The organism is Sphaerotilus sulfidivorans (assembly GCF_013426975.1).
Taxonomy (GTDB): Bacteria; Pseudomonadota; Gammaproteobacteria; order Burkholderiales; family Burkholderiaceae_C; genus Sphaerotilus; species Sphaerotilus sulfidivorans.
In genome coordinates, this window is record NZ_JACCPY010000028.1 from 24,995 (window position 1) to 44,860 (window position 19,866).

The window sequence follows — 19,866 nt, forward strand, 5'->3', positions numbered from 1 at the left end:
GGATCGGGCTCAGGCTCCGGCCGGCTGCGGCAGCGCCGCCATCGGCGAGCGGCGCGTGCGCCGGCGCATCGCCTCGGCCCAGTCGATGATCTCGAGCCGGCCGTCGGCATGCTCGACCAGCGCGGTCAGGCTCTCGACCCAGTCGCCGTCGTTGGCATAGGTCAGGCCGTCGACCACCCGCAGCTCGGCATGGTGGATGTGGCCGCAGACCACGCCGTCGACGCCGCGCCGGCGCGCCTCGCGGATCACCGCCAGCTCGAAGTCGTTGATGAAGCTGACCGCACGCTTGACCTTGAGCTTCAGGTAGCGCGAGAGCGACCAGTAGGGCAGCCCCAGGCGCGCGCGGGCCGAGTTCAGCATCCGGTTGAGCCGCAGCGCCAGCTGGTAGAGGCCGTCGCCGACATGGGCCAGCCAGCGCGCGCACTGGATCACGCCGTCGAACAGGTCGCCGTGCATCACCCAGAGCCGGCGGCCGTCGGCGGTCTGGTGGATGCAGTCCTCCACCACCTCGATGCCGCCGAAGGCATGGCCGGCGTAGCGGCGCGCGAACTCGTCATGGTTGCCGGGCACGAAGATCACCCGCGTGCCCTTGCGCGCCTTGCGCAGCACCTTCTGCACCACGTCGTTGTGCGCCTGCGGCCAGAACCAGCGCCGCTGCAGCTGCCAGCCGTCGACGATGTCCCCGACCAGGTAGAGCGTCTCGCACTCGACCGAGCGCAGGAAGTCGAGCAGCGCCTCGGCCTGGCAGCCGGACGTGCCCAGGTGCACGTCGGAAATGAACACGGTGCGGACCGACAGCGTCTCCTGCGGGAAGGCACTGTCCGGCGCCGCGGCGGCGGGGGCGGTGATGGCGTCCATGGCACCATCGTCGGCACCCGGGATGACCCCCCGGTGAAGCGCGGGTGACAGCGGCACGACGCGGTATCGGCACGACAAGCCCCTGTCATCGAGCCCCCGGACACTGACAGGCAGGACGCACGACGCCCACCCGAAGGAGCCCTCCGCGATGATGCCGAACCCCGCCGACACCCCTGACGCCGACGATCTGCGCGCCGCACGCCTGCTGCAGCAGGCCCTGGCCCGTCCAGGCGAGATTCTCGAGATCGAGCCGTCCAGCCCGCCGCAGCCCGCCCGGCCCTTCGTGCGCCAGGGCACCGGCCGGCTGTCGCCGGCGATGAAGACGGTGCTGCAGGCCCTGTCCGGTCATGCCGCGCCGCTGCGGCTGGCGCTGACCACCGCCGCCGAGGTCGACCCGGCGGTGTGGCAGACGCCGGCCGGCACGCCGGCGATGCTGCTGATCGAGGTGCCGGCGCTGCGCGACGGCCGCAGCGCCGAGCGCACCCGCGACGACGAGGATCCGGACCTCACGCCCTGCCTGTGCATCGACGGCACCCGTCACCTGAGCGTAGCCGGCATCGCGCGTCATTTCTGGCGGCGCCGGCCCGAGGCCGATCCGGCCGACCCGGGGGTCGATCTGGTGCTGTGCAGCGATCGCCGGCTGGTGGCGATCGGCCGGCAGTCGCGGGTCTGGCTCTGCAGCTGAGGCCGCGGCGCGCAGCCGCCAGATGAAACCGCGTGAAACAAGGGCAGGCAAACACAAGGGCAGGCACTGCGGCTACCATCGCGCCCCCCGGTGACAACCGGGCGACATCCGTCTAAAACAACGAATTCCTTAACGCTCGAGGAATGCCCATGACCCACAGGATCTTCCAGCGCACCGACCGGGGCCGTGCCGCCCTGCTCGAGGAGCAGGAACTGCCCGCCGAGGCCCTGCGCCTGCTGATGCGCCTCAACGGCTACACCCCCCTGGACCAGCTGCGCGGCCCGGACGAGGACCGGGCACAGGCACTGGCCGCCCTGACGCCGCTGCTGGAGGCGGGCCTGGCCGAGCCGGTCACGCCGAGCGCCCAGGCACCACGCCCCTCGGCCTGGAGCGACTGGTTCTCCGGCCAGCCGGTGGCGCTGCCGGCCTGATCACGGCCTGATCCCGGACAAGCCCGACGCGGCAGCGCGCGCCCCGGCGTCAGCGCCGCTGCCGATAATCGCGCCATGAACATCCTGATCATCGGCGCCGGCCGGGTCGGCACCAGCGTGGCAGAGCACCTGGTGTCGGAGCGCAACGACATCACCGTCATCGACACCGACCCGCAGCGGCTGCGCGATCTGCAGGAGCGCCTGGACCTGCGCGGCGTCTGCGGCAACGCGATCCAGCCCTCGGTGCTGCGCGAGGCCGGCGCCGAGGACTGCGACCTGCTGGTGGCCTGCGCGCCGCAGGACGAGACCAACCTGACGGTCTGCAAGGTCGCGCACGACCTGTTCAACGTCACCACCTCCATCGCGCGGCTGCGCTCGCCCGAGTTCGTCGAGGGCGCGCCGCTGCTGGCGCGCGAGGGCGGCTTCGCGGTCGACCATGTGATCTGCCCGGAGCAGTCGGTCACCACCTACATCCGCAAGCTCGTCGAGTATCCGGAGGCGCTGCGTGTCATCGAGTTCGCGGGCGGACGGGTCACGCTGGCGGGCGTGCGCGCCGGCGCCGGCAGCCGGCTGGTCGGCCACCGGCTCGACGAGATCCCGACGCTGGTGCCGAACCTGGACATGCGCGTCGTCGGCCTGTTCCGGCGCGAGCAGCCGCTGAAGGCCGACGGCAGCACCCGCATCGAGGCCGGCGACGAGGCCTTCGTGCTGACCCGCACCGCCGCGGTCACCGAGGTGCTGTGCGCGCTGCGCGAGCGCGACCGGCCGGTGCGCCGCGTCATGATCGCCGGCGGCGGCAAGGTCGGCCTGCGCCTGGCGCGCGAGCTGCGCGGCCGCTGCGAGATCCGCCTGATCGAGCTCGACCGCCAGCGCTGCGAGTACCTTGCCGCCGAGCTGGGCTCGGAGGTGCTGGTGCTGCACGGCGACGCCACCGACGAGGAGCTGATGACCGACGCCAATGTCGGCGAGACCGATGTCTTCATCGCGCTGTCGAGCGACGACGAGGACAACATCCTGTCGGGCCTGCTGTCCAAGCGCCTGGGCGCGCGCCGCGCCATCGTGCTGATCAACCGCCGCGCCTACACCGAGCTGGTGCAGGGCACGCAGATCGACGTGGCGATCTCGCCGCAGCATGCGGTCATCGGCGAGCTGCTGGCCTATGTGCGCCGCGGCGATGTCGAGGCGGTGCACAGCATGCGCCAGGGCGCGGCCGAATCGCTGGAGATCATCGCGCGCGGCGACCGGCGCAGCTCCAAGGTGGTGAGCCGGCGCATCGAGCAGATCGACCTGCCCGAGGGCGTGCAGATCGGCGCGATCGTGCGCGGCGACGAGGTCATCATGGCCCACCACGACACCGTCATCCAGACCGACGACCATGTCATCGTCTTCCTGCCGAGCAAGCGCCAGGTGCGTGCGGTCGAGAAGCTGTTCCAGGTCGGCGCGACCTTCTTCTGACACCGGCCGGCCGATCCGATGCGCTACTACTACCCGGTCTTCAAGGTGCTCGGCGGCGTGCTGATGCTGTTCGGGCTGACGATGGCGGTGCCGCTGGGCTTCTCGCACTTCTGCCACGACGGCATCGAGGAGGGCTTCGCGCTGTCGATGGCGATCACCATCGCGATCGGCGCCGGCCTGTTCCTGCACTGCCGCCATCTCGACCGCGAGCTGCAGCCGCATGACGGCTTCCTGCTGGCGACGCTGGTCTGGACGGTGCTGCCGGTCTTCGGCGCCATTCCGCTGCTGCTGCACATTCCCGGCCTGAGCCTCACCGATGCCTACTTCGAGGCCGTCTCCGGGCTGACGACAACCGGCGCCACCGTGCTGACCGGGCTGGAGAAGCTGCCGGTGTCGCTCAACATCTGGCGCTGCTTCATGGTGCTGATCGGTGGCATGGGCATCATCGTGCTGGCGGTGGCGATCCTGCCGCTGCTGGGCGTGGGCGGCAGCCAGGTCTTCAAGGCCGAGACACCCGGCCCCATGAAGGACGACAAGCTCACCCCGCGCATCGCCGAGACCGCACGCGGGCTGTGGGCGGTCTATTTCGCCATCGCCACCGCCTGCCTGCTGGGCTATCGCTGGGCCGGCATGAGCTGGCCGGACGCCTTCATGCACATGTGCTCGACGATGGGCCTGGGCGGGCTGGCGGGCTATGACGCCAGCTTCGCCGCCTTCGACTCGCTGAAGGTGGAACTGGTGGCCATCGTGTTCATGCTGCTGGCCGGCGTGAACTTCGCGCTCTATTTCCGCATCTGGCAGCGCCGCTCGATGCGACCGCTGTGGCGCGATCTGGAAGCGCGGCTGTTCTTCGTGCTGATGGCCGCCAGCGTCGCGGTGGTCACCGTCTTCCTGGTCGCGCACGGCGTCTATCCGGAGTGGACGACCGCGCTGCGCCACGCCGCATTCAACGTCATCTCGGTGGCGACGACCACCGGCTTCGCGACGGTCGACTACGCGCAGTGGCCGATCTTCGCGCCGATCCTGATGCTGTTCCTGTGCGGCTTCGCGACCTGCGCGGGCTCGACCGGCGGCGGCATCAAGCTCAGCCGCTCGCTCTTGCTGATGAAGCAGGTGCAGCGCGAGTTCACCCGGCTGCTGCACCCGCGCGCGGTGCGGCCGGTGACGCTGGGCGGCGCGGTGGTGGAGCCGCAGGTGCTGTTCTCGGTGCAGGCCTTCATGCTGGTCTACGGCGCGGTGCTGACCGCCGGCACGATGGCGCTGCTGCTGACCGGGCTGGACATCGTCAGCGCGTTCACGGCGGTGGTGGCCTGCGTCAACAACACCGGCCCCGGCCTGGGCCAGGTCGGCCCGGCCAACAACTACCAGGGGCTCACCGACGCGCAGACCTGGATCTGCACCGTGGTGATGCTGCTCGGGCGGTTGGAGCTGTTCGCGGTGCTGATCCTGTTCACGCCGCAGTTCTGGCGGCGATGACGATGACCGCCCCGCGCCACCCCAGCTTCGGCGAAGCCTTCCTCTACTGGCTGCGGCTCGGCTTCATCAGCTTCGGCGGCCCGGCCGGCCAGATCGCGCTGATGCATGCCGAGCTGGTCGAGCGCCGGCGCTGGATCAGCGAGGGCCGCTTCCTGCATGCACTGAACTACTGCATGGTGCTGCCCGGCCCGGAGGCGCAGCAGCTCGCCATCTACCTGGGCTGGCTGCTGCACCGGACCTGGGGCGGCATCGTCGCCGGCACGCTGTTCGTGCTGCCCTCGCTGGTCATCCTGGCGGGGCTGACCTGGGTCTATCTGGCGTTCGGCGATGTGCCCGTCGTGAAGGGTCTCTTCGACGGGATCAAGCCGGCCGTGGTCGCCATCGTGGTCTTCGCGGCGTGGCGGATCGGCACGCGGGCGCTGAAGAACCGGGTGCTGCAGGCGATGGCGGCGCTGTCCTTCGTCGCGCTGTTCGGCTTCGATGTGCCGTTCCCGGCGATCGTGCTGGCGGCCGGACTGATCGGCGCGGTCGGCGGGCGGATCGCGCCGCAGCATTTCCAGACCGGCGGCAGCCACGGCGCGGCCCAGGCCGGCCACGGCCCCGCGCTGATCGACGACGACACGCCCGCACCGCCGCACGCCCGTTTCCGCTGGGGCTACCTGCTCGTGCTGGTGGGCGTGGCGCTCGGGCTGTGGTTCGGGACGATGGCGCTGCTGCTCGGCCAGCCGGTGCTGCGCGACATGGGCAGCTTCTTCACGAAGGCGGCGCTGCTGACCTTCGGCGGCGCCTACGCGGTGCTGCCCTATGTCTACCAGGGCGGTGTCGAGACCTTCGGCTGGCTGAGCGGCCCGCAGATGATGGACGGCCTGGCGCTGGGCGAGACCACGCCGGGGCCGCTGATCATGGTGGTGGCCTTCGTCGGCTTCGTCGGCGCGTGGACGAAGGAAATCTTCGGGCCGGACGCGCTGGCACTGGCCGGTCTGGCCGGGGCCACGGTGGCGACCTTCTTCACCTTCCTGCCGAGCTTCGTCTTCATCCTGGCCGGTGCGCCGCTGGTCGAGTCCACCCGCGGCAAGCTGCAGTTCACCGCGCCGCTGACCGGCATCACCGCCGCGGTGGTCGGCGTGATCCTGAACCTCGCGGTGTTCTTCGGCTGGCATGTCGTCTGGCCGCGGGCGACGGCCGCCGCGCCCTTCTCGGGCGGGGTCGAGGTGTTCTCGGCAGCGGTGGCGGTGGTGGCCTTCGTGGCGCTGTGGCGCTACCAGCAGGACATCGTCAAGGTGCTGGCGGTCTGCGCCGGGATGGGGCTGCTCAGGAGCCTGATGGGCTGAGTCAGTGCGCGTGGGTGTGATGCGCGTCCGGCGCATGCGCATGGGCGTGGCGCATCGGCGCATGGGCGTGCCAGTGGCTGTGCGTGCCGACGGGCATCGGGTCGTGCAAGTGGTCGTGGTGGCCGTCGTCGTGGCGGTGGGCATGTTCGTGCTCCAGCGCCTCGTGCTCATGCTCGTGCGCGTGCGACTCGGCCAGGTGCAGCAGCACGCCGGCCAGCATCGCCCCGCTGCCCGCCACCATGCCGACGCCCCACTGCCGATCGCCCAGCGCGACCGCCGCCACCGCACCCAGGAACGGCGCCAGCGCGAACACCGAGCCGGTGCGCGCCGCGCCGAAGGTGCGCTGCGCCAGCAGGTAGAAGCGCAGGCTCAGCCCGTAGCCGGACGCGCCAACCGCCAGCAGCGCGGCCACCGCCGTCCATGAGGGCACGGACTCTCCGGCCAGCACCGCGAGCAGCCCCGACGCTGACGCCCCGAGCGTCGCCTTGACCATCACGACCTGCCCCGGATCGCGCTCGGCCAGTGCCCGCGAGACGGTGTTGTCCGCGCCCCAGGCCATGGTGGCGACCAGCACCGCCAGCAGCCCGGCCAGGCCGGCGCGCCCGCTCAGGCCCTGGTCGATCACCAGCAGCACGCCACCGCACAGGATCAGCGCCATCGCGGCGCGCACCCGCGCGTCGAGCGCCTCGCGGTAGAGCACCCGCGCCAGCGCGGCCGTGAACAGCGCCTCCAGCGTCAGCATCAGCGAGGCGCTCGCCCCGCTGGTGTGCTGCAGCCCCCAGGCCAGCGCCACCGGCCCGAGCACCGCGCCGAACGCCGCCATCAGCAGCAGGCGCGGGACGTCGCCGCGCTGCAGCTGCGCCTCTCGACCGACCGGCTGGCGCAGCAGCGCGCCCAGCAGCGCCGCACCCGCATACAGCAGCCCGGCGGTGGCGAACGGCCCGAGCCCGGCCCCGAAGCGCTGCACCAGCGGCGTGCTCAGACCGAACAGCGCCGAGGCGAGCAGCGCCAGCATCGCGCCATGCCAGACCGGGCTCACGGTCACTGCCCGGTGTGGTTCGCGGCGATGAAGTTGCCCGGCAGCGTGTAGAACAGGTAGAGCGATTCCTTCGCCTTGTCGGTCGCGGCCGGGTTGCGGAAGGTCAGGCGCCATTCCTTGCCCTTCTTGCCGTCGATCTGCTCGACCTTCTCGGGCCTGGAGACGGCCTGCCAGGACTTCTCGACCTTGTTGCCTGCGACGAGCTTGTCCTTGTACTGCGTCGCGCAGCCGACGACGGTGGCCTCGGCGGCGGGCTTGCTGCCGTGGAAATGGCAGCCCGCGCCGGGATCGGCCAGGGCGGCGGGCGCGGCCAGCAGTGCGGCAGCGGACAGAACGGCGGTGCGTGCGAGGGTGACGAGGTTCATGGACGGACTCCTGGATGAAAGGCAAAGGCCTGGGGCAAAGGTCAAGGGTCTAGGGTCAAAGGGTGTTGCGGCTCGGATCCACCGTCTTCTCGACATCCATGTCCTCGTGGATGTGGCGGTGTTCCTGCTCGGGGAAGCGGAAGCTGTCGGGGTCGCTGTCGTGCAGGTAGCCGTGCAGCTGCATCAGCAGCAGCAGTGCGCCCAGAACCATCAGCAACTGGTTCGCCGCGAAGCTGAGCCGCTCGAACGATGGCCGCCTCCGCCAGATGGCCAGCAGCGCCACCATCACGGTCAGCGCCGCGATCTGGCCGATCTCCACCCCGAGGTTGAAGCTCAGGATGCGCAGCAGCATCGCGGTGCTGTCATCACCCAGCGGCAGTTGCTGCAGGCGCGTGGACAGCCCGAACCCGTGCAGCAGCCCGAAGCCGAAGACCATGCCGAGCAGGTTCGGCGAGGCCATGCCGAGGTGCTTCTGGAAGCCGCCGTTGTTGTCGAAGGCCTTGTACATCACGCTCAGCGCGATCACCGCGTCGATCAGGAAGTAGTTCCAGGTGATGCCCCAGAAGGTGGCGAAGACCAGCGTGATGCAGTGCCCGAGCGTGAAGACGGTGACGAACTTCGCCACATCGCGGAAGGTGTTCAGGAAGAACACCACGCCGAACAGGAACAGCAGGTGGTCGTAGCCGCTGAGCATGTGCGTGGCGCCCAGGCCGACATACTGCAGATAGCCGCCGGAGAGCATGCGCTCGCGGTCCTCGGCGGAAATGCCATGGGCGAAGGCCAGCACAGGCAGCGCCGCCGCGGCAGCGGTGAACAGGACGCGCGCCAGCCGGCGTCGCATACGCAAGAAGAAAGCGATCAAGGGAAACCTCGTGGAAGGGCGTGCAGGACAGGCCCGGCGCAGTGCGCAAGTCAGCGGACAGCCTCGCCGGGCGCGACAGTCTCAGCCGACGAGGTGGCGGGGGGGTCTCAACAACCCTTCCGGGTTCAGATCGGGGTGAAAGGGCGGTGCATAGCCGGGCTGGAGATTCACTCCCGGCAGGTCGGGCAGCTCGATGGCCGGCATCAGCACCGCCATCTGTGAGGGCCCGCCGGCATCGGCATGGACATGTGCGGCCGGAGCATCACGCGGGTCAGGATCGGCGTGCATGTCGCCGTCGTGATGATGATGGTGGGCCACACCCTCGGCATGGATCCACGCATGGGCCAGCATGTGCGCCTGCTGCTCGATGCGCCCTGGCAGCAGCGGCAACACCAGCTGCTGCAGCAGCAGAGCCAGAAGCAGCAGGACAGGCAGGACACGGCGCATGGCGGACGATTCTATCCAGACAGGCGCTGCGCGGAGCGCAGCTCGCCCAGCGTGCCGCGCCCCATGCCACGCAGCCGGTACCGCAGCCGCCGCAGCCGCCCCGCCCAGATCGACGGCGCCGCGCCGAAGGCCGCGGCCACGGTGCCGGGCGGCACCGCGCGCACATGGCGCACGAAATCCTGCCCGATCTCCGGATCGTGATGCTGCTCGCCGCGCAGGAAACCGGCGCGCGCGTAGAACGCCAGCCCCTGCGGATTGCCGACATGGCACTGCAGCGCCAGCCGCGTCAGGCCCTGGCCGGCGGCCAGCGCCTCGCAGTGCGCCAGCAGCCGCGCGGCCACCCCGCCGCGGCGCGCCTCGGCCTGCACCGCGATCAGGTTCAGCCACAGCTCGCCGGCCGCCGGCCGGGGCTGCACATGAATGAAGCCGACCGGCCGCCCGCCCAGCTCGGCGACAAAGACACGGTGCGACTCGTGGCAGAGCCAGTGGCACAGCGCCGATTCGGCCACCAGGCCGGTGAAATGCTGCGCGACCAGCGCATGAATGAAGGCCCAGTCCTGCGGACCGGCCCCGCGGATCGACACCGGAGATGGATTCATGTCGGCTCTGTTGAGGCTCTGTGTTGCGGCGATGTGCCGCTGCTCTGCAGGAAACCGGCGGGAGTCCGGCACCCTTGAAACATCTGGCAACAATACGCCACTCAGGCTGAGCGCGGGCTGATCGAGGCCCCCAGCGCCTCGATCACCCCCTGACCCAGGCCCCGGGCCAGCTCCCTTTCGCAGGTCAGCACCGTGCCCAGGCCCTCGCCGCGCAGCAGCTCGGCCTCGTCCTCGCTGGCGGCGCGCAGCAGCACGCGGATGGCGGGATTGAGGGTGCGGGCAGTCTCGACCATGCGGCGCAGCGCCAGCGCGTCGCCCGCGGTGACCACCAGCATCGCCGCCTGGGCGACATGGGCCTGCACCAGCACCTCCGGCTCGGCCGCGTCGCCGCAGACCGCCGCCAGACCCTCGGCACGCAGGCGGTCGACCCGCTCGCGGCCGAGGTCCACCACCACCAGCGGCACCTGGCGCTCCTGCAGCGCCTGAACCAGCGGCCGGCCGACCCGGCCGTGGCCGACGACGATGACCTGATCGCGCAGCAGCTTCTCGTCGGTCGAGGTCGGCAGCGCCGACAGCGGCTCGATGCGCGCCTCGAGACGGCGGGCCAGGGCGGAGCGCGCCAGCAGCCAGCGCTCGAAGGGCGCGATCAGGGAGAACAGCGCCGGATTGACCGCGATCGACAGGATCGCGCCGGCCAGCACCAGGCTCTGCGCCTCGGCCGGCATCAGGCCGAGCGTCACGCCCAGTCCGGCCAGGATGAAGGAGAACTCGCCGATCTGCGCCAGGCTGGCGCCGACGGTCAGCGCGGTGCCCAGCGAGTAGCGCAGCATCAGCACCAGCGCCACCGCCGCGACCGTCTTGCCCACCAGGATGACCAGCACCACCGACAGCACCCGCAGCGGCTCGGTCCACAGCACCGCCGGATCGAACAGCATGCCCACCGAGACGAAGAACAGCACCGCGAAGGCATCGCGCAGCGGCAGCGTCTCGTCGGCGGCGCGGTGGCTGAACTCCGACTCGCGCATCATCATCCCGGCGAAGAAGGCGCCGAGCGCGAAGGACACATCGAAGAGCTTGGCCGCGCCGAAGGCCACCCCGATCGCGGTAGCGACCACGCCGAGCGTGAACAGCTCCTGCGAGCCGGTGCGCGCCACCCACCACAGCAGCCGCGGCAGCAGCCGCCGCCCGACCACCAGCATCAGCACGACAAAGGCCGCCACCTTGGCCAGCGTCAGGCCGATGGCGCTCCACAGCGCGGCGGATCCGCCGGCCGCGGCCGCCTCGGTCGTGCCGGAGGCCGGCGCGCCCAGCAGGCCCGAGAGCGCCGGCAGCAGCACCAGCACCAGCACCATCACCAGGTCCTCGACCACCAGCCAGCCCACCGCGATGCGGCCCTGCTCCGACTTCAGCAGCCCGCGCGCCTCCAGCGCACGCAGCAGCACCACGGTGCTGGCCACCGACAGGCACAGCCCGAAGACGATGGCCGCGCCACCGCTCCAGCCCCAGAGCATCGCCGCGCCAGCGCCCAGCAGCGTGGCCACGACGATCTGCACGATCGCGCCAGGCACCGCGATGCGGCGCACCGCCATCAGGTCATCGAGCGAGAAATGCAGCCCGACGCCGAACATCAGCAGCATCACGCCGATCTCGGCGAGCTGGCCGGCCAGGCCCACGTCGGCCACATAGCCCGGCGTGGCCGGACTGACCACCACACCCGCCAGCAGATAGCCCACCAGCGGCGGCAGCCTGAGCTTCATCGCCAGCAGGCCGAGAATCAGGGCCAGCCCGAAGGCGGCGGCGATGGTGGCGATCAGGCTGACGTCATGGGGCATGGACGGCGCAACTCCCTCGGGTGATGTGTGATGGAACCGGGCGATGGATCCCGATTCTTCCCGACAGTTCAGCCCCAGCGTTCAGCCATCGGCGGGAGACCCCAGACGGCGGGCGCTCAACGGCCGGCCACCTGCGCCGCGATCGCCTCGCCCACCGCCACCGTGTCGGCCGTGCCGCCCAGATCGGGCGTGCGCGGCCCGTCGCGCAGCACGGCCTCGATCGCACCGACGATGGCGTCGTGCGCGGCGCGGCCGGCGCCAGTGCCCTCGGTCAGGAAGTCCAGCAGCATCGCCGCCGACCAGATCATCGCGATCGGGTTGGCGATGCCCCGGCCATAGATGTCCGGCGCCGAGCCGTGCACCGGCTCGAACAGGCTGGGGAAGCGCCGCTCCGGATTCAGGTTGGCCGAGGGCGCGATGCCGATCGTGCCGGTGCAGGCCGGGCCCAGGTCGCTGAGGATGTCGCCGAACAGGTTGGTCGCCACCACCACGTCGAAGCGCTGCGGCTGCAGCACGAAGCGCGCGGTGAGGATGTCGATGTGCTGCTTGTCCACGGCCACCTGGGGATAACTTGCGTGCATCGCGTCGGCGCGGCCGTCCCACCACGGCATGCTCAGCGCGATGCCGTTGCTCTTGGTCGCCACCGTCAGGTGCCGGCGTGGGCGGCTGGCGGCCAGCTCGAAGGCGTATTGCAGCACCCGGTCGGCGCCGAAGCGGCTGAAGACCGATTCCTGGATGACGATCTCGCGCTCGGTGCCGGCGAACATCGTGCCGCCGAGGTTGGTGTACTCGCCCTCGGTGTTCTCGCGCACGATCAGCATGTCGATGTCGCCGGGCTTCCTGCCGGCCAGCGGGCAGGGCACGCCCTCGAACAGCCGTGCCGGGCGCAGATTGATGTACTGGTCGAACTCGCGGCGGAACTTCAGCAGCGAGCCCCACAGCGAGACGTGGTCGGGCACCGTCGCCGGCCAGCCGACCGCGCCGAACAGGATCGCGTCCATGCCGCTCAGCTGCGCCTTCCAGTCGGCCGGCATCATCTCGCCATGCTCGACAAACCAGTCGCAGCTCGCCCACGGGAATTCGGTCGTCTCGATCGCCAGGCCGAAGCGCTCGGCGGCGGCGCGCAGCACGCGCAGGCCCTCGGGCATCACCTCCTTGCCGATGCCGTCGCCGGCGATGACGGCGACGCGGAACGGGCGGGAAGACTCGGTGGGCGTGGTCAACGCGGTGGACGGCAGGGTCGGGGACATCGGGACTCCAGGAACGGGAAGAAAACGGGCAGGAGAAGGAATGCCGCGATGCTAGGCCCGCACGGCCGGTTTCCAATGCCCCGGATCGTTGATCCATCGTGCACGATGCGTTGACAATCCGCTGGATGACGACCTCGCCCGCCACGCCCCATCCCGACGATCTGCGCCTGTTCCTGACCGTGGTGCGCCGCGGCGGCTTCTCGGCGGCTGCGGCCGAGCTGGGGCTGTCGACCGCCGGCGTGAGCAAGCGGGTGAGGCTGCTGGAGGCGCAGCTGGGCGCGACGCTGCTGCACCGCACCACCCGGCGCATCGGCCTGACGCCGCAGGGCGAGCAGCTCTGCCTGCGCGCGCAGCCGCTGCTCGACGCGATGGACGATCTGGTCGGCTAGGTCTCGGCGGTGCGCGCCGAGCCGCGCGGCGCGCTCAGGGTGTGCAGCAGCTTCGGCTTCGGGCGGCGCCATGTGGCGCCGGCGCTGGCGGCGCTGGCGCGGGCCTGTCCGCGGCTGACGGTGCGCTTCGAGGTGCTCGACCGGCTGGTCGACATCGCTGCCGAGGGCTACGACCTCGACATCCGCGTCGGCGACGAGATCGCGCCGCAGTGGGTGGCGCACCGGCTGGCGGCCAATCACCGGGTGCTGTGCGCCGCGCCCGACTACCTCGCGCGGCGCGAGCCCCCGCGCAGCCCGGCCGAGCTGGCCGGCCACGACTGCCTGGTGGTGCGCGAGCGCGACCATCCCTTCGGCGTCTGGCGGCTGCAGCACGCGCAGCAGGGCGAGCGCGAGCAGACGGTGCGCGTCACCGGCCCGCTGTCGACCAACCACGGCGAGATCGCGGTCGACTGGGCGCTGCAGGGCCACGGCATCGTGCTGCGCTCGCTGTGGGATGTGGCCGCACCGCTGGCCGAGGGCCGGCTGGTGCAGCTGCTGCCCGACTGGCGCCAGAACGCCAGCATCTGGGCGGTGCATGCGGGCCGGGCCGACGGATCGGCTCGGCTGCGGGTGGCGCTCGACTTCCTGGCGGACTGGTTCGCGCGATCGGCTCAGCTGCGGATGTAGCTCTCGAGCTGGGCGATCATGAACTGCTGCTCGGAAATGATCTCCTTGACCAGGTCACCGATCGAGACCATGCCGACGACCTGACCGCCGTCGAGCACCGGCAGGTGGCGCAGGCGCTTGTCGGTCATCAGCGCCATGCACTCCTGCGTCGTGGTGGCCGGCCCGACATGCAGCACGTCGGGCGTCATCACCTCGGCCAGCCGGGTGTCGGCCGAGGAACGGCCGCGCACCTCGATCTTCCGGGCGTAGTCGCGCTCGGTGAAGATGCCGACGATGCGATCGTCCTCGGCGACCAGCAGCGCACCGATGCGGTGCTCGGCCATCAGCTCGATGGCCTCGCGCACGGTAGCCTGCGGCGGCAGCGTGCGCACCGGCTGGTTGACGGGCTTGGACTTCAGGATCTGGGCAACGGTGCTCATGGCGACTCCTTGGCGGCGATCAGCGGATCGATGGCCCATCTTCGCGTAATCGCGGCGCCGGCGGGCTGATGGTCTTTCCGGATTCGAGCCCGGAAATGAAACTTCAGCCTCGGGCTGCCTTCGGAATTCAGGAAACGCGACACGGGCGCCGATCTCATGCAAGGATCGCGCCCCGCGGCCGTCCGAACCGCTCTTCGCTCCGACCTCCGAACCGCTCCTCCACCTGATTGCCCCCGATGGCCCAGTTTCCCCAGGGCTTGCGCCAGATCGAATCCCGCTGCAACGCCGGCGAGCGCCGTGTGCTCGACCAGCTGCGCCAGTGCCTCGACGACCAGCACATCGTCTGGCATGACCTGCCGGTCGGCGAGGCCGCGCGCCAGCCCGACTTCATCGTGCTCGGCCCCGGGCTGGGGCTGCTGCTGCTCGAGGTGAAGGACTGGAAGCTCGCGACGATCCGCCAGGCCACGCCCGACCGGGTCGAGCTGGCCACCGCCAGCGGCCCGGTGATGACGGCGCATCCGCTGCGCCAGGTGCGCGACCACGCGATGGCGCTGGCCGACCTGCTGCAGCGCGATCCGGCGCTGGTGCATGACGACGGCCCGCACCGCGGCCGGCTGGCGCTGCGCTACGGCTGGGGCGCGGTGATGTCGAACCTGCGCCGGGCCGAGGTCGCCGCCCTGCCCGGCTTCGACGCGGTCTTCCCACCGTCGCGCACGCTGCTGCGCGACGACCTCGACGACAGCGTCGATCCGGAAACCTTCGTGCAGCGCCTCTCCGGCCTGTTCACCGTCGACCTGCCGCAGCGGCTGACGCCGGCGCAGCGCGAACGCATCCGCTGGCACCTGTTTCCCGAGCTGCGGCTGGGTGCGCCGGCCCCGGCACCCACCCCCGCCGAGGCGCCGCCCGAGGTGCCCGACCTGCTGCAGGTGATGGACCTGCAGCAGGAGCAGGTCGCGCGCACGCTGGGCGACGGCCACCGGGTCATTCACGGCGTGGCCGGCTCGGGCAAGACGATGATCCTGGTGCACCGCGCTCGGCTGCTGGCGAGCGAGGCCGAGCCGGCACGCCCGGTGCTGGTGCTCTGCTACAACCGCGCGCTGGCCGACCGCATCGAGGCGCTGATCGCCCCCGACGAGCCCTTGCGCGCACGGCTGCAGGTGCGCACCTTCCACGGCTGGTGCGCCGAGCTGGCGCGGCGTCACCGCATCGCGGTGCCCGCCGCACCCGAGGGCCAGGACGACACCGACGCGCCGGCGCGGCTGGCGCAGGCGGTGATCGCCGCGGCCGATGCCGGCCGGGTGCCGCTGGGCGGCCACCATGCGGTGCTGATCGACGAAGCCCACGACTTCGAGGACGGCTGGCTGCGCCTGGCCGCGGCGATGACCGATCCGGCCGCGCGCCGGCTGCTGGTGCTCTACGACGATGCGCAGTCGATCTACCAACGTCTGCGCCGACGCTTCAGCTTCACCAGCGTCGGCATCCAGGCGCGCGGCCGCACCAGCGTGCTGCGGCTGAACTACCGCAACACCGCCGAGGTGCTCGGACTGGCGCTGCGTTTCGCGCGCGGCCTGCTGCCCGAGCGCGGCCGCGACCGCGAGGCCGGCCGCGACGACGAGGACGACCGCGTCACCGGCGTGGCGCCGAGCAGCTCCGGCCGGCGCGGCCCGCGCCCGGTGCTGATCCGCGCCCGCAGCGAGCATGAGGAGGCCGAGCTGCTGGCCGCGCGCATCGCCGACGCGGTGGTCGCAGGCACGCCGCTCGGCGAGATCGCGGTGCTGTGCCGCACCCGGGCGCAGATGGCGCCGATCGCCGAGGCGCTGGCGCGGCGCGGCCTGCCGCTGCAGTCGATGGGCAGCACCGGCTTCCAGCATTTCGACTGGAGCCAGGCCGGCATCCGGCTGGTCACGCTGCACAGCGCCAAAGGGCTGGAATTCGCCCATGTGCATGTTGCCGGCCTGCAGCGCCTGCCCTGGCGCGACGAGACGCTGGAAGACGCGGTGCGGCTGGTCTATGTCGCGATGACCCGCGCGACGCAGTCGCTGGTGCTGTCGTGCTGCGGCAGCTCGCCGGTGGTGGAGCGGCTGCAGGCGGCGCTGCTGGAGCAGGGACTAGAGCCTGCGCTCCAATGATTGCTGCAGTGCAGCAAAACCCTTGCACCCCGGACCGGGAGGTCTCTATACTGAAGCCATGCTGCAGTGCAGCAAAACTTCTTCAGTTCTTATCCTCGCGGAGCCCGACCATGTCCCTGACGCCCGAACAAATCGCCGCTGCCAACAAGGCCAACCTCGAAGCGCTGGTGTCGCTGACCCACAAGGCCTTCGAGAGCATCGAGAAGCTGGTCGAGCTGAACATGCAGGCCGCGCGCAACACGCTGGAAGAGAACGCCGCGCACGCCAAGGCGGTGCTGTCGGCCAAGGGCCCGCAGGAGCTGGCCGCGCTGCAGACCGAATACGTCAAGCCGGCCCAGGAAAAGGCGCTGGCCTATGGCCGCCAGGTCTATGACATCGCCGCCTCGACCCAGGCCGAAGTGAGCAAGCTGGCCGAAGCCCAGCTGGCCACCGCCAAGGAAAAGTTCACCGAGCTGGTCGACCAGGCCGCCGAGAAGGCCCCGAAGGGCAGCGAGAGCGCCGTCGCCGCCGTCAAGACCGCGATGGCCAATGCCGACGCCGCCTTCGAGAGCGTGCAGAAGGCCGCCCGCCAGGCCGTCTCGCTGGCCGAGACCAACCTCAAGACTCTGAGCGAGACCGCGGCCAAGGCCACCGGCCGCCGCTGATCGCGCTCCGTACCGCTTGTCTCCTCGGTACCTCCTCGGTACCGTTCAAGGCCCGACCCGACAACGGTCGGGCTTTTTTTCAAGGAGACACGCCGATGACCCCCACCTGGCAGGCCGCCCCCGGCCGCTACGAGACCATGCCCTACCGCCGCTGCGGCACCAGCGGCCTGAAGCTGCCGGCCCTGTCGCTCGGCCTGTGGCACAACTTCGGCGACACCACGCCGCTGAGCGTGCAGCGCGAGATGGCGACCACCGCCTTCGACCTCGGCATCACGCACTTCGATCTGGCCAACAACTACGGCCCGCCCTACGGCAGCGCCGAGATCAACTTCGGCCGCCTGCTGCGCGAGGACTTCAGGCCCTACCGCGACGAGCTGATCATCTCGACCAAGGCCGGCTGGGACATGTGGCCCGGCCCCTACGGCCAGGGCGGCGGCTCGCGCAAGTACGTGCTGGCCAGCCTGGACCAGAGCCTGAAGCGCCTGGGCCTCGACTACGTCGACATCTTCTACTCGCACCGCTTCGACAAGGACACGCCGCTGGCCGAGACCGCCGGCGCGCTGGCACAGGCGGTGCGCGCGGGCAAGGCGCTGTACGTCGGCATCTCGTCGTACTCGCCGGGCAAGACGGCCGAGATGGCGGCGCTGCTCAAGGCCGAGGGCGTGCCGCTGCTGATCCACCAGCCCAGCTACAACCTGCTGAACCGCTGGATCGAGCGCGGCCTGCTCGACACGCTGGCAGCCGAGGGCGCCGGCTGCATCGCCTTCACCGCGCTGGCGCAGGGGCTGCTGTCGGACAAGTACCTGAACGGCATTCCTGCGGACGCGCGCGTCAACCGCCCCGGCGGCGGCTCGCTGATGCGCGAGCACCTGAGCGAGGCCAATCTGGCGCGGGTGCGCGCGCTGGACACGATCGCGCAGCGGCGCGGCCAGTCGCTGGCGCAGATGGCGCTGGCCTGGGTGCTGCGCGACCCGCGGGTGACGACCACGCTGATCGGCGCCAGCAGCGCCGCGCAGATCCGCGAGAACGTCGCCGCGCTGCAGAACCTGCACTTCAGCGCCGAGGAGCTGGCCGAGATCGACGCGCATGCCCAGGACGGCGGCGTCGACCTGTGGCGGGCGCCGAACACCGACTGGGCCTGAGCCCGCCTCAGTCCCCGCCCGGCACCGGCAGCGCCAGCCCGACCTTCAGCGGCTCGATGACCACCTGCGTGGTGATGCGGCCGATCTGCGGCACCTGCGCCATCCAGCGCGCGCAGAGCCGGTCGTAGGCGGGCATGTCGGCCACGCGCAGGATCACCACCAGATCGTCGTCGCCGGTGGTGCTGTAGGCCTGCTGCACCGCGGGCTCGGGCGCCAGGAGCGCGCGCAGCCGCGCCAGCGCCGCGTAGTGCTCGCGCTCGAAGCCGATGCCGGCGATCAGCGTCAGGCCCACGCCCAGCGCGGCCGCATCGAGCAGCGCGACCTCGGCGCGGATCACACCGCGCTCGCGCAGCCGCCGCAGCCGGCGCTGCACCGCCGAGGCCGACAGGCCGATCTCGGCGGCGATCGACTCGGCCGGACGGTGGCAGTCGGACTGCACCCGCGCGAGGATGCGGCGGTCGAAGGCATCGAGCGCGTAGCCGGGCTCGGCGGCGGTGCTCAGGTCATCGGAATCGGACATGGAAACGCAGTCTAGCGGCGCCACAGCCCCGGCGGATGCGGCCGGCCGGCGCCCGAGCGCGGCGAGACTGGCAGGATGAACCCGCCCGTGCCCGCCGCCCCCGCCCTGCCCTCCGATGCGCTGCCGACGCTGGCGCTGCACGCCGGCCTGCAGATCGACGCCGCCACCGGCGCGATCGCGCCCGGCCTGTGCGCCTCGGTCAACCACCTGGTGAAGCCGGGCGAGGCCGCCTTCTCGGCCGAGGGCGTCGAGGACCTGGCGCAGCTGCCCTACATGTACGCGCGCTGGACCAACCCGACGGTGCGCCAGCTCGAGCAGCGCCTGGCCGCGCTGGAAGGCGGCGAGGACGCGCTGGCCACCGCCTCCGGCGTGGCCGCGATCGCCGCGATGTGGCTGTCGCTGCTGCGCGCGGGCGACCACCTGATCGTCAGCGATGTCTGCTACGCCGGTGCCCGCGAGCTGGCCTCGCGCATGCTGCCGGACTTCGGCATCGAGGTGAGCGCGGTCAACCTCGCCGACCCGGCGGCGCTGGAGGCCGCGCTGCGCCCGAACACCCGCTGGGTCCATGCCGAGACGCCCTGCAACCCGCTGCTGCGCCTGACCGACCTGCCCGCGCTGGCCGCTCGGGTGCATGCGCACGGCGCGCGGCTGTCGGTGGACTCGACGCTGGCCACGCCGGTGGTGAGCCAGCCGCTGGCGCTGGGTGCCGATCTGGTCGTCCACTCGCTGACCAAGTTCATCAACGGTCACGGCGACGCGCTCGGCGGCGCGGTGATCGGGCCGCGTGCGCTGATCTCGACACTGAGAGCGCGTGCCGGCGTGCACCTGGGCGCGGCGCTGTCGGCGCAGGCCGCCTGGCTGATCCTGCGCGGCATCGACACGCTGGATGTGCGGCTGCGCCGCGCCTGCGACAGCGCCGGGCGCCTCGCGCGCTGGCTGCAGACGCAGCCTGCAGTGGAGGCGGTCGTCTGGCCGGGGCTGGAGAGCCACCCGCAGCACGCGCTGGCGCAGCGGCAGATGCCGTTGGGCGGCGCGGTGCTGACCTTCCGCACCGCGCGGCCGCAGGCGATGGCGCGTCAGCTCGCCGCGCGGCTGCGGCTGGTGCACTACGCCTTCTCGCTCGGCCACCAGCGCAGCCTGGTCGTGCTGCTCGACACCGCCGCGATGATGGAAAGCTCCTACGATCTGCACGGCGAGGCGCTGGCCGAGTACCGGCGCTGGGCCGGCGAGGGCAGCTTCCGCCTGAGCGTCGGCCTGGAGCATCCGGACGACCTGATCGCCGACCTCGACCAGGCGCTGAACACGCCCCTCGACACCGAATGAAGCC

19 protein-coding genes and 1 pseudogene are annotated in these 19,866 nt (G+C 71.3%); 10 read left to right on the forward strand and 10 right to left on the reverse strand.

Going from position 1 to position 19,866, the window contains the following annotated elements; translation table 11 throughout:
- Window positions 1-9 precede the first annotated feature (9 nt).
- On the reverse strand, window positions 10-858 hold the full coding sequence (locus HZU84_RS15135) for a UDP-2,3-diacylglucosamine diphosphatase (protein ID WP_149505075.1): 849 nt from the start codon (window positions 856-858) through the stop codon (window positions 10-12).
- Window positions 859-1,006: 148 nt separating this feature from the next.
- Between HZU84_RS15135 and HZU84_RS15140 the strand changes: the two genes are divergently transcribed.
- The 5 genes from HZU84_RS15140 (at window position 1,007) to chrA (ending at window position 6,236) form a co-directional block, all read left to right on the forward strand.
- The gene (locus HZU84_RS15140; RefSeq protein WP_149505074.1) at window positions 1,007-1,543 is read left to right on the forward strand and encodes a phosphonate C-P lyase system protein PhnH; all 537 of its coding nucleotides are present in this window, start codon (window positions 1,007-1,009) and stop codon (window positions 1,541-1,543) included.
- A gap of 149 nt (window positions 1,544-1,692) precedes the next feature.
- Complete coding sequence (locus tag HZU84_RS15145) at window positions 1,693-1,974, forward strand: hypothetical protein (protein ID WP_149505073.1); 282 nt, start codon at window positions 1,693-1,695, stop codon at window positions 1,972-1,974.
- Window positions 1,975-2,049: 75 nt separating this feature from the next.
- Entirely contained in the window at window positions 2,050-3,429 is a 1,380-nt protein-coding gene (gene trkA / locus HZU84_RS15150; protein WP_149505072.1) for a Trk system potassium transporter TrkA, read from the forward strand.
- Between the two features lie 18 nt (window positions 3,430-3,447).
- Window positions 3,448-4,905, forward strand: a complete 1,458-nt coding sequence (locus HZU84_RS15155; protein WP_149505071.1) for a TrkH family potassium uptake protein — start codon at window positions 3,448-3,450, stop codon at window positions 4,903-4,905.
- Window positions 4,902-6,236, forward strand: coding sequence for a chromate efflux transporter (gene chrA, locus HZU84_RS15160; RefSeq protein WP_219340959.1), 1,335 nt, complete (start codon window positions 4,902-4,904; stop codon window positions 6,234-6,236). Before HZU84_RS15155 ends, chrA begins: the two co-directional genes overlap by 4 nt.
- Before the next feature lies 1 nt (window position 6,237).
- Here chrA and HZU84_RS15165 read toward each other — a convergent pair whose 3' ends face one another.
- The 7 genes from HZU84_RS15165 to HZU84_RS15195 form a co-directional block, all read right to left on the reverse strand.
- The gene (locus HZU84_RS15165; protein ID WP_149505422.1) at window positions 6,238-7,251 is read right to left on the reverse strand and encodes a DMT family transporter; all 1,014 of its coding nucleotides are present in this window, start codon (window positions 7,249-7,251) and stop codon (window positions 6,238-6,240) included.
- 26 nt (window positions 7,252-7,277) lie between these two features.
- Window positions 7,278-7,640 (reverse strand): DUF6488 family protein, encoded by a 363-nt coding sequence (locus tag HZU84_RS15170; protein ID WP_149505070.1) that lies wholly within the window; start codon window positions 7,638-7,640, stop codon window positions 7,278-7,280.
- A 55-nt stretch (window positions 7,641-7,695) separates the two neighbouring features.
- A complete protein-coding gene (locus HZU84_RS15175; protein WP_244954377.1) occupies window positions 7,696-8,502 on the reverse strand; it encodes a HupE/UreJ family protein in 807 nt (268 codons plus the stop codon).
- Window positions 8,503-8,583: 81 nt separating this feature from the next.
- Window positions 8,584-8,949, reverse strand: a complete 366-nt coding sequence (locus HZU84_RS15180) for a hypothetical protein (RefSeq protein WP_149505069.1) — start codon at window positions 8,947-8,949, stop codon at window positions 8,584-8,586.
- Between the two features lie 11 nt (window positions 8,950-8,960).
- The gene (locus tag HZU84_RS15185; RefSeq protein WP_149505068.1) at window positions 8,961-9,548 is read right to left on the reverse strand and encodes a GNAT family N-acetyltransferase; all 588 of its coding nucleotides are present in this window, start codon (window positions 9,546-9,548) and stop codon (window positions 8,961-8,963) included.
- A gap of 101 nt (window positions 9,549-9,649) precedes the next feature.
- Window positions 9,650-11,380, reverse strand: coding sequence for a cation:proton antiporter domain-containing protein (locus tag HZU84_RS15190; RefSeq protein ID WP_149505067.1), 1,731 nt, complete (start codon window positions 11,378-11,380; stop codon window positions 9,650-9,652).
- 116 nt (window positions 11,381-11,496) lie between these two features.
- The gene (locus HZU84_RS15195) at window positions 11,497-12,630 is read right to left on the reverse strand and encodes a tartrate dehydrogenase (protein WP_149505066.1); all 1,134 of its coding nucleotides are present in this window, start codon (window positions 12,628-12,630) and stop codon (window positions 11,497-11,499) included.
- A gap of 125 nt (window positions 12,631-12,755) precedes the next feature.
- Between HZU84_RS15195 and HZU84_RS15200 the strand changes: the two are divergent.
- Window positions 12,756-13,685, forward strand: a pseudogene (locus HZU84_RS15200) (LysR substrate-binding domain-containing protein).
- Here HZU84_RS15200 and HZU84_RS15205 read toward each other — a convergent pair.
- Window positions 13,670-14,104, reverse strand: a complete 435-nt coding sequence (locus HZU84_RS15205; protein ID WP_149505065.1) for a CBS domain-containing protein — start codon at window positions 14,102-14,104, stop codon at window positions 13,670-13,672. The pseudogene HZU84_RS15200 and the gene HZU84_RS15205 overlap by 16 nt on opposite strands.
- 236 nt (window positions 14,105-14,340) lie before the next feature.
- Between HZU84_RS15205 and HZU84_RS15210 the strand changes: the two genes are divergently transcribed.
- From HZU84_RS15210 to mgrA, 3 genes are all read left to right on the forward strand, one after another.
- Window positions 14,341-16,233 carry a DEAD/DEAH box helicase gene (locus tag HZU84_RS15210; protein WP_149505064.1) on the forward strand — a complete coding sequence of 631 codons (1,893 nt, stop codon included), beginning with the start codon at window positions 14,341-14,343 and terminating at the stop codon, window positions 16,231-16,233.
- Between the two features lie 110 nt (window positions 16,234-16,343).
- The gene (locus tag HZU84_RS15215) at window positions 16,344-16,877 is read left to right on the forward strand and encodes a phasin family protein (RefSeq protein WP_149505063.1); all 534 of its coding nucleotides are present in this window, start codon (window positions 16,344-16,346) and stop codon (window positions 16,875-16,877) included.
- A 95-nt stretch (window positions 16,878-16,972) separates the two neighbouring features.
- Complete coding sequence (mgrA, locus tag HZU84_RS15220) at window positions 16,973-18,019, forward strand: L-glyceraldehyde 3-phosphate reductase (RefSeq protein ID WP_149505062.1); 1,047 nt, start codon at window positions 16,973-16,975, stop codon at window positions 18,017-18,019.
- A gap of 7 nt (window positions 18,020-18,026) precedes the next feature.
- Here the strand turns inward: mgrA and HZU84_RS15225 are convergent, their stop codons facing one another.
- Complete coding sequence (locus tag HZU84_RS15225) at window positions 18,027-18,539, reverse strand: Lrp/AsnC family transcriptional regulator (RefSeq protein ID WP_149505061.1); 513 nt, start codon at window positions 18,537-18,539, stop codon at window positions 18,027-18,029.
- An 87-nt stretch (window positions 18,540-18,626) separates the two neighbouring features.
- Between HZU84_RS15225 and HZU84_RS15230 the strand changes: the two genes are divergently transcribed.
- Complete coding sequence (locus tag HZU84_RS15230) at window positions 18,627-19,862, forward strand: trans-sulfuration enzyme family protein (protein WP_244954376.1); 1,236 nt, start codon at window positions 18,627-18,629, stop codon at window positions 19,860-19,862.
- Window positions 19,863-19,866: the final 4 nt, after the last annotated feature.

Bases quoted from the DNA above. Each gene is read 5' to 3' on its own strand.
- HZU84_RS15165 (WP_149505422.1), bottom strand. From the start codon at position 7,251: ATGCTGGCGCTGCTCGCCTCGGCGCTGTTCGGTCTGAGCACGCCGCTG.
- HZU84_RS15215 (WP_149505063.1), top strand. From the start codon at position 16,344: ATGTCCCTGACGCCCGAACAAATCGCCGCTGCCAACAAGGCCAACCTC.
- HZU84_RS15205 (WP_149505065.1), bottom strand. From the start codon at position 14,104: ATGAGCACCGTTGCCCAGATCCTGAAGTCCAAGCCCGTCAACCAGCCG.
- HZU84_RS15195 (WP_149505066.1), bottom strand. From the start codon at position 12,630: ATGTCCCCGACCCTGCCGTCCACCGCGTTGACCACGCCCACCGAGTCT.
- mgrA (WP_149505062.1), top strand. From the start codon at position 16,973: ATGACCCCCACCTGGCAGGCCGCCCCCGGCCGCTACGAGACCATGCCC.
- chrA (WP_219340959.1), top strand. From the start codon at position 4,902: ATGACGATGACCGCCCCGCGCCACCCCAGCTTCGGCGAAGCCTTCCTC.
- HZU84_RS15185 (WP_149505068.1), bottom strand. From the start codon at position 9,548: ATGAATCCATCTCCGGTGTCGATCCGCGGGGCCGGTCCGCAGGACTGG.
- HZU84_RS15210 (WP_149505064.1), top strand. From the start codon at position 14,341: ATGGCCCAGTTTCCCCAGGGCTTGCGCCAGATCGAATCCCGCTGCAAC.
- HZU84_RS15180 (WP_149505069.1), bottom strand. From the start codon at position 8,949: ATGCGCCGTGTCCTGCCTGTCCTGCTGCTTCTGGCTCTGCTGCTGCAG.
- HZU84_RS15135 (WP_149505075.1), bottom strand. From the start codon at position 858: ATGGACGCCATCACCGCCCCCGCCGCCGCGGCGCCGGACAGTGCCTTC.
- HZU84_RS15225 (WP_149505061.1), bottom strand. From the start codon at position 18,539: ATGTCCGATTCCGATGACCTGAGCACCGCCGCCGAGCCCGGCTACGCG.
- HZU84_RS15190 (WP_149505067.1), bottom strand. From the start codon at position 11,380: ATGCCCCATGACGTCAGCCTGATCGCCACCATCGCCGCCGCCTTCGGG.
- HZU84_RS15140 (WP_149505074.1), top strand. From the start codon at position 1,007: ATGATGCCGAACCCCGCCGACACCCCTGACGCCGACGATCTGCGCGCC.
- HZU84_RS15170 (WP_149505070.1), bottom strand. From the start codon at position 7,640: ATGAACCTCGTCACCCTCGCACGCACCGCCGTTCTGTCCGCTGCCGCA.
- trkA (WP_149505072.1), top strand. From the start codon at position 2,050: ATGAACATCCTGATCATCGGCGCCGGCCGGGTCGGCACCAGCGTGGCA.
- HZU84_RS15155 (WP_149505071.1), top strand. From the start codon at position 3,448: ATGCGCTACTACTACCCGGTCTTCAAGGTGCTCGGCGGCGTGCTGATG.
- HZU84_RS15145 (WP_149505073.1), top strand. From the start codon at position 1,693: ATGACCCACAGGATCTTCCAGCGCACCGACCGGGGCCGTGCCGCCCTG.